Source organism: Streptomyces odonnellii, assembly GCF_000981895.1.
Classification (GTDB): domain Bacteria; phylum Actinomycetota; class Actinomycetes; order Streptomycetales; family Streptomycetaceae; genus Streptomyces; species Streptomyces odonnellii.
In genome coordinates this window covers 1-15,602 of sequence record NZ_LATD01000034.1, presented here as the reverse complement: position 1 = coordinate 15,602, position 15,602 = coordinate 1, and the positions used below count along the sequence as shown (strand labels likewise).

13 protein-coding genes are annotated in these 15,602 nt (G+C 70.9%); 7 read left to right on the top strand and 6 right to left on the bottom strand.

Features of this window, described 5'->3' with window-relative positions; translation table 11 throughout:
• Positions 1 to 56: 56 nt before the first annotated feature.
• From WH07_RS05495 to WH07_RS05480, 4 genes are all read left to right on the top strand, one after another.
• Positions 57 to 1,391, top strand: a complete 1,335-nt coding sequence (locus WH07_RS05495) for a DUF2252 domain-containing protein (RefSeq protein ID WP_046496011.1) — start codon at positions 57 to 59, stop codon at positions 1,389 to 1,391.
• A gap of 115 nt (positions 1,392 to 1,506) precedes the next feature.
• Positions 1,507 to 2,196, top strand: coding sequence for a hypothetical protein (locus WH07_RS05490; RefSeq protein WP_046496009.1), 690 nt, complete (start codon positions 1,507 to 1,509; stop codon positions 2,194 to 2,196).
• A gap of 79 nt (positions 2,197 to 2,275) precedes the next feature.
• Entirely contained in the window at positions 2,276 to 3,091 is an 816-nt protein-coding gene (locus WH07_RS05485) for a DsbA family protein (protein ID WP_046496007.1), read from the top strand.
• Positions 3,092 to 3,265: 174 nt separating this feature from the next.
• Positions 3,266 to 4,921, top strand: a complete 1,656-nt coding sequence (locus WH07_RS05480) for an alkaline phosphatase D family protein (RefSeq protein WP_046496006.1) — start codon at positions 3,266 to 3,268, stop codon at positions 4,919 to 4,921.
• Positions 4,922 to 5,023: 102 nt separating this feature from the next.
• On the opposite strand, the gene WH07_RS05475 is transcribed toward WH07_RS05480, so the two are convergent.
• Positions 5,024 to 5,593, bottom strand: coding sequence for a dienelactone hydrolase family protein (locus tag WH07_RS05475; protein ID WP_046496004.1), 570 nt, complete (start codon positions 5,591 to 5,593; stop codon positions 5,024 to 5,026).
• Between the two features lie 47 nt (positions 5,594 to 5,640).
• Here WH07_RS05475 and WH07_RS05470 point away from each other — a divergent pair, with 47 nt between their 5' ends.
• Positions 5,641 to 6,780, top strand: a complete 1,140-nt coding sequence (locus WH07_RS05470) for a mechanosensitive ion channel family protein (protein WP_079022966.1) — start codon at positions 5,641 to 5,643, stop codon at positions 6,778 to 6,780.
• A 43-nt stretch (positions 6,781 to 6,823) separates the two neighbouring features.
• On the opposite strand, the gene WH07_RS05465 is transcribed toward WH07_RS05470, so the two are convergent.
• From WH07_RS05465 to WH07_RS41925, 5 genes are all read right to left on the bottom strand, one after another.
• The gene (locus WH07_RS05465; RefSeq protein WP_046496002.1) at positions 6,824 to 8,410 is read right to left on the bottom strand and encodes a Na+/H+ antiporter; all 1,587 of its coding nucleotides are present in this window, start codon (positions 8,408 to 8,410) and stop codon (positions 6,824 to 6,826) included.
• A gap of 140 nt (positions 8,411 to 8,550) precedes the next feature.
• Positions 8,551 to 9,018, bottom strand: a complete 468-nt coding sequence (locus WH07_RS05460; RefSeq protein WP_046496000.1) for a GNAT family N-acetyltransferase — start codon at positions 9,016 to 9,018, stop codon at positions 8,551 to 8,553.
• Positions 9,015 to 9,956 carry an RluA family pseudouridine synthase gene (locus WH07_RS05455; protein ID WP_046495998.1) on the bottom strand — a complete coding sequence of 314 codons (942 nt, stop codon included), beginning with the start codon at positions 9,954 to 9,956 and terminating at the stop codon, positions 9,015 to 9,017. Before WH07_RS05455 ends, WH07_RS05460 begins: the two co-directional genes overlap by 4 nt.
• A 129-nt stretch (positions 9,957 to 10,085) precedes the next feature.
• On the bottom strand, positions 10,086 to 10,739 hold the full coding sequence (gene lspA / locus WH07_RS05450; protein WP_046495996.1) for a signal peptidase II: 654 nt from the start codon (positions 10,737 to 10,739) through the stop codon (positions 10,086 to 10,088).
• Positions 10,740 to 10,798: 59 nt separating this feature from the next.
• A complete protein-coding gene (locus tag WH07_RS41925) occupies positions 10,799 to 11,299 on the bottom strand; it encodes a TraR/DksA family transcriptional regulator (RefSeq protein WP_332836344.1) in 501 nt (166 codons plus the stop codon).
• A gap of 28 nt (positions 11,300 to 11,327) precedes the next feature.
• Between WH07_RS41925 and WH07_RS41920 the strand changes: the two genes are divergently transcribed.
• On the top strand, positions 11,328 to 12,059 hold the full coding sequence (locus tag WH07_RS41920) for a hypothetical protein (RefSeq protein WP_332836343.1): 732 nt from the start codon (positions 11,328 to 11,330) through the stop codon (positions 12,057 to 12,059).
• Positions 12,060 to 12,474: 415 nt separating this feature from the next.
• On the top strand, positions 12,475 to 15,602 hold a 3,128-nt coding region (gene ileS / locus WH07_RS05440; RefSeq protein ID WP_046495994.1), incomplete at its 3' end, for an isoleucine--tRNA ligase.

Genomic DNA, 15,602 nt, shown 5'->3' with positions numbered 1-15,602 from the left:
CCCCCCATTGTCACCCCCATGTCACCCCCAAGAGCCATGCGCCAGGAGGCACATCCATGTCGGTCCCGCGACCTGTCGAGGTAGCTGACGAGCAGCGCGGCGAGGAGATCCTCGCCGTTTTCGACACCGCGTTCGGTGAGCTGCTCGCGGCCGATCCGGCGGCCTTTCAGGTGAAGTTCCGCAAGATGGCGGCCTCCGCTTTCGCCTTCTACCGGGGCACGGCGTGCCTGTTCTACAACGACCTGGAGCGGGAGCGCACCGGCGCCGGGCCGTTCCTGGACGAGCGCACCGGCCGGGTCTGGATCCATGGCGACCTGCACGCCGAGAACTTCGGCACCTATATGGACGCCAACGGCCGGCTGATCTTCAATGTCAACGACTTCGACGAGGCGTACATCGGCCCCTTCACCTGGGACCTCAAGCGCCTCGCCGCCTCCCTCGCGCTGATCGGCTACACCAAGGCGCTCAGCGACGAGCAGATCACCGGCCTGGTGGAGACCTACGCGGACGCCTACCGCCTGCGGATCCACGCCCTGGCCACCGGCGCCAAGGACGACGAGGTGCCGCCCTTCAATCTGGACACCGCGCAGGGCCCGCTGCTGGGCGCCCTGCGTTCCGCCCGCTCGCGGACGCGCTTCGGGCTGCTCGACTCGATGACCGAGATCCGGGAGTACGAGCGGCGCTTCGCCCCGGGCGGCGGCGCCATCGAGCTGGACGCGGCCACCCGGTACAAGATCCTCGCGGCCTTCGACGGCTATCTGGAGACCCTTCCCGAGTCCAGCCTGGCCCGCCCCGACTCGTACCGCGTGAAGGACGTGGTCGGCCGCCGGGGCGTGGGCATCGGCTCCGCGGGCCTCCCCTCGTACAACATCCTTCTGGAGGGCAACAGCGACGCCCTGGAGAACGATGTCGTGATCTATATGAAGCAGGCGCAGACCCCGGCGGTCTCCCGGCACATCACCGACCGCGCCGTCCGCGAGTACTTCCTGCACGAGGGCCACCGCACGGTGATCTCGCAGCGGGCGCTCCAGGCCCACGCCGACCCGTGGCTCGGCTGGACCGAGCTGGACGGGGCCGGGCAGCTCGTGGCGGAGGTCTCGCCGTACGCGGTGGATCTGGACTGGTCGGATCTGGACGACCCGGAGGAGATCGCGACGGTCGTCGCCGACCTGGGCAGGGCCACGGCCACGATGCACTCGGCGGCGGACAACGAGAGCGGCCACTCGCTGGTGCCGTTCTCCACGGAGCGCTCCATCGACGCGGCGATCGCGGCCGACGAGGAGGGTTTCTCCCGGCTGCTGGTGGACTTCGCGCACAGCTACGGAGCGCGCGCCAGGGCCGACCACCAGATCTTCGTGGACCTGTTCCGCAACGGCCGGCTGACCTCCTGAAGGCTCATCCCCCACTCCCGAGGACGGTCCGACGCCCGGCTGAGTCCCAGCTCAGCGGGCGTTCGGGGACTCGTTTAGGGACTGCTTACAGGGGCGCGTGGCACACTCTGCGGCGATGGACATATCCGGGACGCGGCTCAGGGCGACGCGGGCAGCACTGTTCACGGCACTGGTCGTGACGCTGTCCGCGGGCTCCCATGTGCTGCTGTCCCGGGCCCCGGTGCCGCTGTCCCTGGTCGCCGGGCTCAGCGCCCTGGTGTTCCTGCTCGCCTACGCCGCGGCGGGCCGCGAGCGTGGCTTCTGGCGGATCGCCGCCCTGCTCGTCCCGCTCGAACTGGCCGCGGACACCGTCTTCACCAGCGGCCAGCACGTCTGTTACGGACCGGCGGGCGGCCCCGTGGCGGGGTCGCTCCGCTCGGTCGGCTTCGACGTCCTCTGCGGCGGGGCCTTCGGCGCTCCGCTGCCCTCCGTGGTCTCTCCGGAGACCGCCGCGGCCACCCTGCTGAACTCTCCGGACCCGGCCCTGCCCTGGCTGCTGCTGGCCGTGCATGTGTCGATCGGGCTGCTGGCCGCGTACTGGCTGCGGCACGGCGAGTCCGCGCTGTCCGGTCTGGTACGGGCCGCGGCGGCGTTCGCGTTCCGGCCGCTGCTGATTGCGGCCGCCGCGGTGACGGGAACGGCCGTGACGGCCGTACGACAGGCCGCCCGCCCGGCAGACCGCCCGCGGCCCTCGCGTACCCAGCTCCTTGTGCACTCCGTGGGACGGCGTGGGCCGCCGCGCCTCGCGCCGCTCGGCTCCTTCTGAGCCGAGCGGGCAGCCCGGCAGGTCGGTCCCCGTCCTCTCCGCGTCAGCGGAAGCACGTCATCACACGGAGTGATTCATCATGAGCGCACGGAACAGCAAGTCAGGCAAGGCGGCGGCCCGCGAGCGGCTGCGCGAGGAGCGCGAGCGGCAGGCACGGAAGGACCGGGTCCGCCGCCAGTTCGTCGTCGCGGGCTCGGCCGTCGTGGTCCTGGCGATAGCCGGCGGTGTCGGCTACGCCGTCGTCCAGGCGAACAAGCCCTCCCACTGGGAGGCCATGAAGGACGAGACGGCCGTCGTCGCCCCGAAGAACACCGAGGGCAAGGACGGTACGACCGTCGTCATCGGCAAGGCGGACGCCAAGAAGACCCTCGAACTGTACGAGGACCCCCGCTGCCCGGTCTGCGCGGGCTTCGAGCAGACGGTCGGCGAGACGGTCCAGAACGACATCGACGCCGGCAAGTTCAAGATCAAGTACGTTGGCGCGACCTTTATCGACAACAGCGACAACGGCACCGGCTCGAAGAACGCCCTCTCCGCGCTGGGCGCGGCACTCAATGTGAGCCCGGAGGCGTTCCTCCAGTACAAGGCCGCGCTCTACTCGGCGAAGTACCACCCCGAGGAGACCCAGGACAAGTTCGCCAAGGACAGCTATCTGATCCAGGTGGCCGACTCGGTGAACGCGCTCAAGGGCAACAAGGCGTTCCAGAAGGACGTCACGGACGGTACGTACGACGCCTGGGCCATGAAGATGTCGGCGGTCTTCGACAAGAGCGGTGTGACCGGCACCCCGACGCTCAAGATGGACGGCAAGAAGCTCACCTCGGAGGGCAGCGAGAACCCGCCAATGACGGTGCCGGAGTTCACCGCGGCACTCACCAAGGCCCTGGCCGCGTAAGGGAGTTGACGGGTCGTTCCGGGGCCGCCCGGAGAGGGCTGCCGCACCCGCGCGGGCCTGTCCTCGCGCGGCAGCCCCCGGGCGGTGGCCAGTGCGCGGCCGGTGTCCGACGGGCAGGCGAACATTCCCGATTCGCCTGCCCTGTCGGCTTACCGGTCAGTAATCTCATCGCCCGTGACCAGTCTCCCGCCTTCTTCGCCGCGTCGCCGCACGGTCGTCAAGGCCGCTGCCGCCACCGCCGCCGTCACCGTCACCGCTGTCGCCGCCCCGGCCGTTCTCTGCGGCACCGCCTCCGCCGCCGAGACCCCCGCCTTCCTCCACGGTGTCGCCTCCGGAGACCCGCTCCCGGACGGCATCCTGCTCTGGACCCGGGTCACCCCCTCCCCCGATGCCGTCCCCGGCTCCGGCAGGGGCGCCGACACCGAGGTGGCCTGGGAGGTCGCCGAGGACCGGCGGTTCGCCTCCGTCGTCGCCCGGGGCGCCACCGTCGCACGGGCCGCCTCGGACCACACCGTCAAGGCCGATGTAAGGGGTCTTCGCCAGGCGAGCACCTATTACTTCCGGTTCACCGCGGGCGGGGCCGTCTCCCCCGTCGGCCGTACGCGCACCGCCCCCGCGCCCGACGCCGCCGCACCGGGTGTCCGCTTCGGAGTGGTCTCCTGCGCCAACTGGGAGGCCGGTCACTTCTCGGCGTACCGCCATCTCGCCGCGCGCACCGATCTGGACGCCGTCCTCCACCTCGGCGACTACCTGTACGAGTACGCGACCGGCGACTTCCCCGCGGCGGAGTACACCGTACGGCGGCACGAGCCGGAGCACGAGATCGTCAGCCTCGCCGACTACCGCACCCGCCACGGCCGTTACAAGTCGGACGCCGACCTGGCGGCCCTGCACGCCACCCACCCCGTGATCGCCATCTGGGACGACCACGAGTTCGCCAACGACGCCTGGTCGGGCGGCGCGCAGAACCACACACCGGGTACGGAGGGCGCCTGGGCCGACCGCGCGGCGGCGGCCCGGCAGGCGTACTTCGAGTGGATGCCCGTCCGCGCCTCCACCGAGGGCACGGTCTACCGCCGGCTCCGCTTCGGCTCGCTCGCCGATCTGCACCTGCTGGACCTGCGCTCCTTCCGCTCCCAGCAGACGACCGTCGGCAGCGGCGCGGTGGACGACCCGGAGCGTACGATCACCGGCCGCGCCCAGCTCGACTGGCTGAAGGCGGGCCTGGCGGGCTCGGACACCGCCTGGAAGCTGGTCGGCACCTCGGTGATGATCTCGCCGGTTGCCTTCGGCTCCGTACCCGCCCATCTGCTGGGCCCGATAGCCGAGTTGCTGGGCCTGCCCGAGGAGGGGCTCGCGGTCAATGTCGACCAGTGGGACGGCTACACGCACGACCGCAAGGAGCTGCTCTCGCATCTCACCCAGCGCGGCATCAGGAACACCGTCTTCCTGACCGGTGACATCCATATGGCCTGGGCCAACGAGGTGCCGGTGACGGCGGCCACCTATCCGCTCTCCGCCTCCGCCGCCACGGAGTTCGTGGTCACCTCCGTCACCTCCGACAACCTGGACGACATCCTCCATGTCCCGGCCGGAACGGTCTCCGTGGTCGCGTCGGCGGCCGTGAAGCTCGCCAACCGCCATGTGAAGTGGGTGGACATGGACCACCACGGCTACGGCGTCCTCGATGTCACCGCCGAGCGGGCGCAGATGGACTACTACACCATCTCCGACCGGACGGACCCCGAGGCGACCACCTCCTGGGCCCGCTCGTACCGCACCCTGTCCGGCACCCAGCGGGTGGAACGGGCGGAGGAGCCCGTACGTTGAGCCGCGTCCGCGGGACGAAGCGGCGGCCGGGGCGACACAGGACACCGGCCCCGGCGCACGGCACAGGCCTCGGTGCGGCACGGGCCCCGGAGCGACCGGGCCTCAGAGTGACGCGATGAACGCCAGTCCGGTCCGCCAGGTCTCCTCGGCCGCCGCCTCGTCGTAGTCCGGCAGGTCCGGGTCCGTGTAGAGGTGCCCCACCCCCGGGTAGCGGTAGATCTCCACATCGGCCCCGGCCCGCCGCATCCGCAGATACCACGCGGTCAGCCAGTCGTGCGGCTCGGAGACGTCCGGGTCCGCGACATGGAGCTGTACGGGCAGTTCGTCGACCGAGGCGTTGTCCGCGATGTCGGACGTGCCGTGCATCAGCAGCAGCCCGCGCGCCTTGGTGTCGCCCAGCGCCAGATTCTGCGCGATGGAGCCGCCGAGCGAGAAGCCCGCGTACACCAGACCGCGCTCGGAGTACGGCGCGGCGGCCAGGACCGCCCGCCGCAGCAGCTCCTCGTGGCCGATCTCCTCCCGCAGCTTCCTGCCCTCCTCCGCGGTCTCGAAGACCTGCCCCTCGAAGAGGTCGGGCAGATGCACCTGATGCCCCTCGGCGCGCAGCCGGTCGGCCGCCGCGCGCACCCCGGGACGCAGACCGTAGACGGAATGGAAGAGCATGATGTCCATCCGGCCATCCTGCCAGCCGCCCGTGCCGTCGTCCCAGCGAGGGAGCCATGGAGAACGTACTGCGTCCACTGATCGTGCTCGGGGGTGCGGTCCTGCTCGCCCTCGCCATCGGCTGGGCGGCCGACCTGCTGCTGCGGCGCGCCGACCAGCGCCGACCCGGGATCCCGCTGTGGGGGCTGCTGCGCGAGTGCCGTACGCCGCTGCGGCTGGTCCTGCTCACGGCGCTGCTGCGCGGCTCGTTCCGGGAGACGGGGTGGGCGGTCCTCGAGGACCACGACGCGGGGATCGGCCGGGCGCTGTCGCTGGTGCTCATCGGCGCCGGCGCGTGGCTGGTCGTACGGATCGCCTCGGCGGTGGTCGAGTCGGCGTACGACCGTTACGCCTCCACCACCCGTGACCCGGCCCGGGTCCGCCGGGTCCGTACCCAGGTGACCCTGATCATGCGGATCGTGACCGCGGTCGTCGGCGTGGTGGCCGTGGCGGCGATCCTGCTCACCTTCCCCGACATGCGGGCACTGGGCACCTCGATGCTGGCCTCCGCGGGCATCATCGGGATCGTCGCGGGAATCGCCGCGCAGTCCACGCTCGGCAATCTCTTCGCGGGCTTCCAGATCGCGTTCGGCGACATGGTGCGGATCGGCGACACCGTGGTGGTGGACGGCGAGTGGGGCGTGGTCGAGGAGGTCACGCTCACCTTCCTCGCGGTACGGACCTGGGACGAGCGGCGCATCACGATGCCCGTGTCGTACTTCACCAGCAAGCCGTTCGAGAACTGGTCGCGCGGCGGGATCCAGATGACCGGCACGGTCTTCTTCCACCTCGACCACTCGGCGCCGGTGCCGCTGATGCGCGACAAGCTGCACGCGATCCTGCTGGAGTGCCCTGCCTGGGACGGCCGCGCCTGGAATCTCGCGGTGACCGACACCACGCCGAGCACCATGGAGGTACGCGCGGTGGTCACGGCCAAGGACGCGGACGACCTGTGGACGGCGCGGTGCGACGTACGGGAGCGGATGCTGGCCTGGCTGGCCGAGCAGCATCCGTACGCGCTGCCGAGGATCGGCACGGCGCCCGCGGCGGTCCTCCCGTCGCAGAGCCGCACGGAACGGGACGGACGGGACGACGGCGACACCGCCGGGGCCGCCCGCGCCGAGGACCCAGACCGCCCGCGCCCCGCCCGCGACTGAGGGGCCCGGCGGACTGAGGGGCCGGACGGACTGGCCGGGCGTCTCACCGCATGCTGCGGACATCCAGATGGCGCAGGACGCGGTCGACGACCTCGGGATCGGTGCCCGGTTCACTGCGGGCCGCGAGGACCTCGTGCCGGGCCGCCGACATCATCTCGCGCTGGATGCGCTGCATGGTCCTGAGCCGGGCCACCCGGCCCACGACCCATTCCCGCCGCTCGTCGTCGACGATGTCGGGGCTGATCCGTACCCCGATGTCGAACGCCGCCCGCGCCAGCCGCTCGCTGATGTCCTCGGGCAGCTCCTCGACGTTCTCGATCTCCTTCAGCCGGTGTCTGGCCGCCTTCGCGGCGCGCACGGCGAGCGAGTGCTCCAGCTCGCGCTCGGCGTCCGTGTCGGCCCGTACACCGAGTGTCCGCACCAGCCAGGGCAGGGTCAGCCCCTGGAACACCAAGGTGGTCACGATCACCGCGAAGGCGATGAAGATGATCTCGTCCCGGCCCGGGAACGGATGCCCCGCGTCGGTCTCCAGCGGGATCGCAAGCGCCAGCGCGACCGAGGCCACCCCGCGCATCCCGGCCCACCACATCACCACGGTCTCGCGCCAGCCGACGGGGATGTCCTCGTCGTAGTCGCGGAGCTTGTGCATCCGCTTGGCCAGCCAGGTGGCGGGCAGCAGCCACAGCAGCCGTACGCCGACGACGACCCCCACGACCACCGCGCCCCAGCCGAGCATCCGGCCCAGCCCGAGCCCGGTGGCGCCGAAGGCGTTGTGGAGCTCCAGCCCGATGAGTCCGAAGGCGACACCGGTCACCAGGACATCGACGATCCGCCAGAACGAGTTGCCGGCCAGCCGCCCCATCACATCGTCCGCGTCGGCGGTGTGCTCGGCGAGGAACAGCGCGGTGGTGAGTACGGCGAGGACGCCCGAGCCGAGCAGCTCCTCGGCCAGCACATAGCTCACGAACGGCACCAGGAGCGTGAGCCCGACCTGAAGGGTCGCGTCCCCGAGCACCGACATCAGCTTGTTCGAGATCCAGCCCAGCGCGAGTCCCACCGCCACGGCCACCACCGCGGAGAGCACGAACGACCCGGCCGCGCCCGGCCAGGAGAAAGTGCCGCTGACGGCCGCCGCGATCGCCACGTGGTAGAGCACGATCGCGGTGACATCGTTGAAGAGGCCCTCGCCCTCCAGGATCGAGACCAGCCGCCGGGGCAGTCCGAGCGAACCGGCGACGGCGGTCGCCGCGACCGGGTCGGGCGGCGCCACCAGCGCGCCGAGCGCGACGGCGGCGGCGATGGGGAGTCCGGGCACGATGGAATGGGCGACGGCCGCGACCGCCGCCGTCGTGACGAAGACCAGCGCGACCGCGAGCAGGAAGATGGGGCGCTTGTTGGCGGCGAACTGCCGCCAGGACGTGCGCTGTACGGCGGCGTAGAGCAGGGGCGGCAGCAGCAGCGGCAGGATGAAGTCCGGGGGCACCTGGACATTCGGTACGAAGGGCAGCAGAGCCAGCACGATCCCCAGGAGGGTCATCAGCACCGGCGCGGGCAGCCGGAGCCGCTCCCCCAACGGCACCGTGACCACCGCGCCGAGCAACAGCACGAGCAGCAGGGCCAGTTGGTCCACGATGCGCCCTCCTGCCCTCACAAGCCCCGACGGTCGGGAACCTCAACAGCGGCCTCGACGAAGGCCGTCGGTGACCAGGCCCGCACCGACGGCCCCGCACCAACAGCCCCGGACCAACAGCCCCGAACCCGCGGCAAGCCCTAAATCGCGCGGCGCATCGAGCGGTGCGGTATGCCCGCGTCCATGAACTCCGGTCCGTACGCCTCGTACCCGAGCCGCTCGTAGAACCCCAACGCATGCGACTGCGCGTGCAGATCCACCACCGCGAGGCCCAGCTCCCGGGCCGCGTCCTCGATGGCCCGCACCAGCGCGGCGCCGACGCCCCCGCCCCGGGCCGCCGCGGTGACCGCGAGCCGCCCCAGCGAGCCCACGGCCGGATCCCCGCCGGTCCGGTCGGCGGCATCGGGGCCGTACAGCAGCCGCCCGGTGCCCAGCGGCGTCCCGTCCTCGCGGACGGCCAGCACCTGGAGCGCCTGCTCGTCCCGCCCGTCGTACTCGATGTCCTCGGCGACCTGCTGCTCGACGACGAAGACCTCCTTGCGGACCGCGAAGCACGCCTCGATGTCCGCCGGGCCCTTCGCCACCCGGATCGTGAAGCCCCCGGTCATCCGTTGCTCTCCGCCCTGACCCGGTCCAGCGCCCGCTGCAGATCCTCGGGATACGTACTGGAGAACTCGACCCACTGCCCGTCCGCCGGGTGCTCGAAGCCCAGCCGTACCGCGTGCAGCCACTGCCGGGTCAGCCCCAGCCGCTTCGCCAGCGTCGGATCGGCCCCATACGTCAGATCGCCCACGCAGGGGTGCCGGTGGGCCGACATGTGCACCCGGATCTGGTGCGTACGGCCCGTCTCCAGCTTGATGTCGAGCAGCGAGGCCGACCGGAACGCCTCGATCAGGTCGTAGTGCGTGACCGACGCCTTGCCCTCCGCGGTCACCGCCCACTTGTAGTCGTGCTGCGGATGCCGCCCGATCGGAGCGTCGATGGTCCCGCTCATCGGGTCCGGATGCCCCTGCACCAGCGCGTGGTACCGCTTGTCGACGACCCGGTCCCGGAACTGCCCCTTGAGCAGGGTGTACGCACGCTCCGACTTGGCCACGACCATCAGCCCCGAGGTCCCGACATCGAGCCGGTGCACAATGCCCTGCCGCTCGGCCGCCCCGGAGGTGGAGATCCGGTACCCGGCCGCCGCGAGGCCACCGATGACCGTCGTACCCGTCCAGCCCGGGCTCGGGTGCGCGGCCACCCCGACCGGCTTGACGATCACCACGATGTCGTCGTCGTCATGGACGATCTCCATCCCCTCGACGGGCTCGGCCACGATCTCCAGGGGCGCCGCCGCCGGGGGCATCTCCACTTCGAGCCAGGCGCCGCCGTTGACCCGCTCGGACTTCCCGACGACGGAGCCGTCGACCTGGACCTTGCCGGTGGCGGCCAGCTCCGCGGCCTTCGTACGGGAGAACCCGAACATACGGGCTATGGCGGCGTCGACCCGCTCGCCCTCCAGGCCGTCGGGTACGGGCAGCGTTCTGATCTCGGGAAAGCTCACTCGTCGAGTATGCCCTGTCGGGCCTGGTGGCCGGTCCCGCCTGTGGACAACCCGGGCGGGGCCGACCGGTCCTGCTCGGCGCCTGTGGACAGCCGGTGCGGTGCCGGTGGACGGTCCGGACGGTCCCGGTCAGTCCTTGTGCACGGTCCCGTCGGGATCGAGGCCCCGGAACGACAGCAGCACGATGAGAACGCCGCCGCAGACGATCGCCGAGTCGGCGAGATTGAAGACCGCGAAGTGCGCCGGGGCGATGAAGTCCACGACCGCGCCCTGGAAGACCCCGGGCGAGCGAAAGATCCGGTCGGTGAGATTGCCCAGCGCCCCGCCGAGCAGCAGCCCGAGCGCGATCGCCCAGGGCAGGCTGTAGAGCTTGCGCGCCAGCCGGGCGATCACCACGATCACGGTGGCCGCGATGATCGTGAAGATCACCGTGAATGCCTCGCCGACGCCGAAGGCGGCGCCGGGGTTCCTGATGGCCTCGAACTTCAGCAGATCGCCGATGACCTCGATCGGTTCGTGGTGCTCCAGCTTGGCCACCACGAGCATCTTGGAACCGAGGTCCAGCAGATAGGCGAGGAGTGCGACGGTGAAGAGCGTGGCGATCCTGCGCCTGCCCCTTGACTGCCCGGCCGGCTCAGCCTGTTCCGCCTGCCCGGACTCGGGCTCGGCCTGCCCCGCGGCGGCCCCGGACGGCCGGGCCGCGGTCCCCTCTGCGGGAGCCGCGGTCTCGTCGTCAACATCCGGGCCGTCCGGTGTACCGATAACGCGCTCCGCCTCTGCCACCTGAGTCCCTCAACCTAGACGCCTGACTGAGGACGAGCGTACGGCACACCCGTACGCCTTCAGCCTCGACGTTCCTGCCTTTGCTTGTCCTCCACGCACAGCGTGGCCCGCGGGAACGCCTGCATCCTGGCCTTGCCGATGGGGTTGCCGCAGATCTCGCAGAGTCCGTACGTACCGGAGTCGAGCCGCTGGAGCGCCCTCTCGGTCTGCTCCAGCATCTCGCGGGCGTTGGCGGCGAGCGCCATCTCGTGCTCGCGCGTGATGTTCTTGGTGCCGGTGTCCGCGTCGTCGTCCCCGGCCCCGTCGCCGGAGTCCCGCATCAGTCCGACCAGCGCGGTCTCGGACGAGGTGATCTCGGCGGTCAGCCGGGCGATCTCGCCCTCCAGCTCGTCCCTGGCCGCGTCGACCTCCTCCGCGGTCCACGGGTCCTCGCCGGGCCGTACGGCCAGCTCCTCGGGGCGTGTCGCGGCGGCGCGCGCCGTGGGGACCGCTGTCGCGGCTCCCGTGGCGGGCTCGCCGGCCGCTGTGCTCCTGCCGCCCGCAGTCTTCTTCGCTCCCACCGTTTTGGCTCCCGTCTGTTCCGCGGCCTTGGCCGCCCCCTCGGCCGCGGACGCGGCCTTCTTCGCAGGTGCCCTGCTCTCGGGCGCCTTTTTCGCTGCCTTCTTCGCGACCGTCTTCTCAGCGGCGGCCTTCCTGCCCGGTGCCTTCTTCGCCGGCGCCTTCCTTGCCGGCGCCTTCTTCGCCGGCGCTTCCTTGGCCGCTTCCTTCTTGGCCGCTGCTTTCCTGGCTGACGCCTTCTTTGCCGTTGCCGTTGCTTTTCCGGCCGATGTCCGCGCTTTCCCGGCCGATGTCCGCTCGGCCGGTGCCGGCTCGGCCGGTGTCTTCTTCGCGGCGGCCTTCTTGGCGGGTGCCTTCTTGGCCGGCGCTTTCTTCGCGGCCGTCTTCTTGGCCGGTGCCTTCTTGGCGGCCGCGGCCCTCTTGGTGGTGGCCTTGTTCGTGGTGGCCTTGTTCATCGAGGTCTTCTTCGGGGTGGACTGCTTCGTCGGCGCCTTCTTCGCCGCTGAGGACTGCGCCGCGGTCCTCGCCGTGGCCCTGGCGGCGCTCCTGGCCGTGGGTCGCGCCGCGGACGACTTCTTCGCGGCGGTCTTCTTCGCCACCATGGCCGCGGCCCCTTCGCACATTGTGATCTTGCTCGCGAATCGTGCTGGGACGATAAATCGACACCAGCCCCGCGGCAACGGGGCACGCCGCCGGTTCGGCCCCTCCCCCGACGTGACAAGACGAGCCTGCATCCGTTGTGCCCAGCTCCCCGCCGGGTAATCCGCCGCCGGCCTGCCACGAACCGTAAAAAGGCCGGTATCACCATTCGGGTCATACGTTCGGCCGTACGGCACTGCTGCCGAAAACCGGTCGGCCCCGCCCGCCACCGCCCCGTACACTGGGCCCAGCGAAAGGCGTGGATGGGGACGAGTAGCGTCGTACGCGGCCATGAGCGACCCGGGGACGGTGCGAGCCCGGGGGCAGAGCGCGAAGTGAAGGATCACCCCGGAGCCGCCGGAAGAAAGCCCAGGTCCATGCCCGGACCGGGGTGAGTAGAACCGGCAGCGCGACCCCAATGAGGGGGCCACGGGCGGTGCGCGCCCGGGGCCAAGGAGGGTGGTACCGCGGGAGCGAGTCTCTCGTCCCTCCGACGGAGAAGTCGCAGTTCCGCCGGAGGAAGCGCCCCATGACACCAGTGACCCCGCCCCAGTACCGCCAGGTGCCCGCCCAGGTCGACCTGCCCGCGCTGGAGCACGCCGTGCTCGATTTCTGGCGTGACAGCAAGATCTTCGACAAGAGCCTGGAGCGGTCCGAGGGCCGCCCGGAGTGGGTGTTCTACGAGGGCCCGCCCACCGCCAACGGCATGCCAGGCGCACACCACATCGAGGCCCGTGTCTTCAAGGACGTCTTCCCGCGCTTCCGCACCATGCGCGGATACCACGTCGCCCGCAAGGCCGGCTGGGACTGCCATGGCCTGCCCGTGGAGCTGGCGGTCGAGAAGGAGCTGGGCTTCGACGGCAAGAAGGACATCGAGGCGTACGGCATCGCGGCGTTCAACGACCGGTGCCGCGCGTCCGTGACCCGGCACACCGACGCCTTCGCCGAGCTGACGACCCGCATGGGGTACTGGGTCGACCTGGACGACGCCTACCGCACCATGGACCCGGAGTACATCGACTCCGTCTGGTGGTCGCTGAAGGAGATCTTCGGCAAGGGCCTGCTGGTCCAGGACTACCGCGTCGCGCCCTGGTGCCCGCGCGACCAGACCGGCCTCTCCGACCACGAGCTCGCGCAGGGGTACGAGACGGTCGTCGACCCCTCGGTCTATGTCCGCTTCCCGCTCACCTCGGGACCGCTCGCGGGCCAGGCGTCGCTGCTGGTGTGGACGACCACACCGTGGACCCTCGTCTCGAACACCGCCGTGGCCGCGCACCCCGAGGTCGAGTACGTCGTCGCTACCGACGGCGAGGAGAAGCTCGTCGTGGCCCGGCCACTGCTGGAGAAGGCGCTGGGCGAGGGCTGGGAGACCACCGGCGAGTCCTTCACCGGCCGTGAGATGGAGTTCTGGACGTACGACCGTCCCTTCGCTCTGATCGGCTTCCCCGACGGCACCGAGGCGCACTATGTCGTCAACGCCGAGTACGTCACCACGGAGGACGGTACGGGCCTGGTCCACCAGTCCCCGGCCTTCGGCGAGGACGACCTCAAGGTCGGCCGCGCGTACGGCCTGCCCGTCGTCAACCCGGTCCGCCCGGACGGCACCTTCGAGGAGGACGTCCCGCTGATCGGCGGTGTCTTCTTCAAGAAGGCGGACGAAGCGCTGACCGAGGACCTGCGCGAGCGCGGGCTGCTGTTCCGGCACGTCCCGTACGAGCACAGCTACCCGCACTGCTGGCGCTGCCACACGGCGCTCCTCTACTACGCGCAGCCGTCCTGGTACATCCGTACGACCGCGGTCAAGGACCGGCTGCTCGACGAGAACGAGAAGACCAACTGGTTCCCGGACTCGGTCAAGCACGGCCGGTACGGCGACTGGCTCGACAACAACGTCGACTGGGCCCTCTCCCGCAACCGCTACTGGGGCACCCCGCTGCCCATCTGGCGCTGCGATGGGAACCATCTGACCTGTGTGGGCTCGCGCGCGGAGCTGACGGAGCTGACGGGCACCGACCAGTCCGCCCTGGACCCGCACCGCCCCTTCATCGACGCCGTCACCTTCACGTGCCCCGCCGAGGGCTGCTCGCTGGAGGCGGTCCGGGTCCCCGAGGTCATCGACGCCTGGTACGACTCGGGTTCGATGCCGTTCGCGCAGTGGGGCTACCCGTACAAGAACAAGGACCTCTTCGAGAAGCGCTACCCGGCGCAGTTCATCTCGGAGGCCATCGACCAGACCCGCGGCTGGTTCTACACGCTGATGGCCGTCGGCACCCTGGTGTTCGACAAGTCGTCGTACGAGAACGTGGTCTGCCTGGGCCACATCCTCGCCGAGGACGGCCGGAAGATGTCCAAGCACCTGGGCAACATCCTCCAGCCGATCCCGCTGATGGACCAGCACGGCGCGGACGCGGTCCGCTGGTTCATGGCGGCCGGCGGCTCCCCCTGGGCGGCGCGGCGCGTCGGGCACGGCACGATCCAGGAGGTCGTCCGCAAGACGCTGCTGACGTACTGGAACACGGTGGCCTTCCAGGCCCTGTACGCCCGTACGTCCGGCTGGGCGCCCAGCGCGGCCGACCCGGCGCCGGCCGACCGGCCGCTGCTGGACCGCTGGCTCCTCGGTGAGCTGCACACGCTGGTCGACCGGACGACACAGGCGATGGAGACGTACGACACGCAGCGCACCGGCAAGCTGCTCTCGGCGTTCGTGGACGACCTGTCCAACTGGTACGTCCGCCGCTCGCGCCGCCGCTTCTGGCAGGGCGACAAGGCGGCGCTGCGCACGCTGCACGATGTGGTGGAGACGGTCACGCGGCTGATGGCGCCGCTGACGCCGTTCATCACGGAGCGGGTCTGGCAGGACATGGTGGTGCCGGTGACGCCGGGCGCGGTCGAGTCGGTGCATCTCGCGACCTGGCCGGAGCCCGACCTCACGGCGGTCGACCCGGCGCTCTCGCAGCAGATGACACTGGTACGGAGGCTGGTGGAGCTGGGCCGGGCGACGCGGGCGGAGTCGGGGGTGAAGACCCGGCAGCCGCTGTCGCGGGCGCTGATCGCGGCGACCGGGTTCGAGGCGCTCTCCCCCGAACTGCGGACTCAGATCACCGACGAGCTGAATGTCTCCTCGCTGGCGACGCTCGCCGAGGTGGGCGGCTCGCTGGTGGACACCACGGCGAAGGCGAACTTCCGGGCGCTGGGCAAGCGTTTCGGCAAGGGCGTCCAGGCGGTGGCGAAGGCGGTGGCGGAGGCGGACGCGGCGGAGCTGTCGCTCGCACTGCGCGGGGGTGAGGCGGCGGTGACGGTGGACGGCGAGCTGGTGGCCCTCTCCCCGGAGGAGGTCATCATCACGGAGACGCCGCGTGAGGGTTGGTCGGTGGCGTCCGACGCGGGCGCGACGGTCGCGCTCGACCTGGAGATCACACCGGAGCTGCGGCTCGCGGGGCTGGCGCGGGACGCGATCCGCCTGATCCAGGAGGCGCGCAAGAACAGCGGCCTGGATGTGGCGGACCGGATCGACGTCCGCTGGACGAGCACCTCGCCGGCGACGACCGAGGCGCTGACGGAACACACGCCATTGATCGCCGAAGAGGTCCTGGCCACCACCTTCACTCAGTCCCCCCCGGACCCCACCTACGGCCCCGCGTTCACAGACACACCCCTGTCCCTGAC

Coding starts and splice junctions, on each gene's coding strand:
- WH07_RS05495 (WP_046496011.1), top strand. CDS start 57: ATGTCGGTCCCGCGACCTGTCGAGGTAGCTGACGAGCAGCGCGGCGAG.
- WH07_RS05490 (WP_046496009.1), top strand. CDS start 1,507: ATGGACATATCCGGGACGCGGCTCAGGGCGACGCGGGCAGCACTGTTC.
- WH07_RS05485 (WP_046496007.1), top strand. CDS start 2,276: ATGAGCGCACGGAACAGCAAGTCAGGCAAGGCGGCGGCCCGCGAGCGG.
- WH07_RS05475 (WP_046496004.1), bottom strand. CDS start 5,593: ATGGACATCATGCTCTTCCATTCCGTCTACGGTCTGCGTCCCGGGGTG.
- WH07_RS05470 (WP_079022966.1), top strand. CDS start 5,641: ATGGAGAACGTACTGCGTCCACTGATCGTGCTCGGGGGTGCGGTCCTG.
- WH07_RS05460 (WP_046496000.1), bottom strand. CDS start 9,018: ATGACCGGGGGCTTCACGATCCGGGTGGCGAAGGGCCCGGCGGACATC.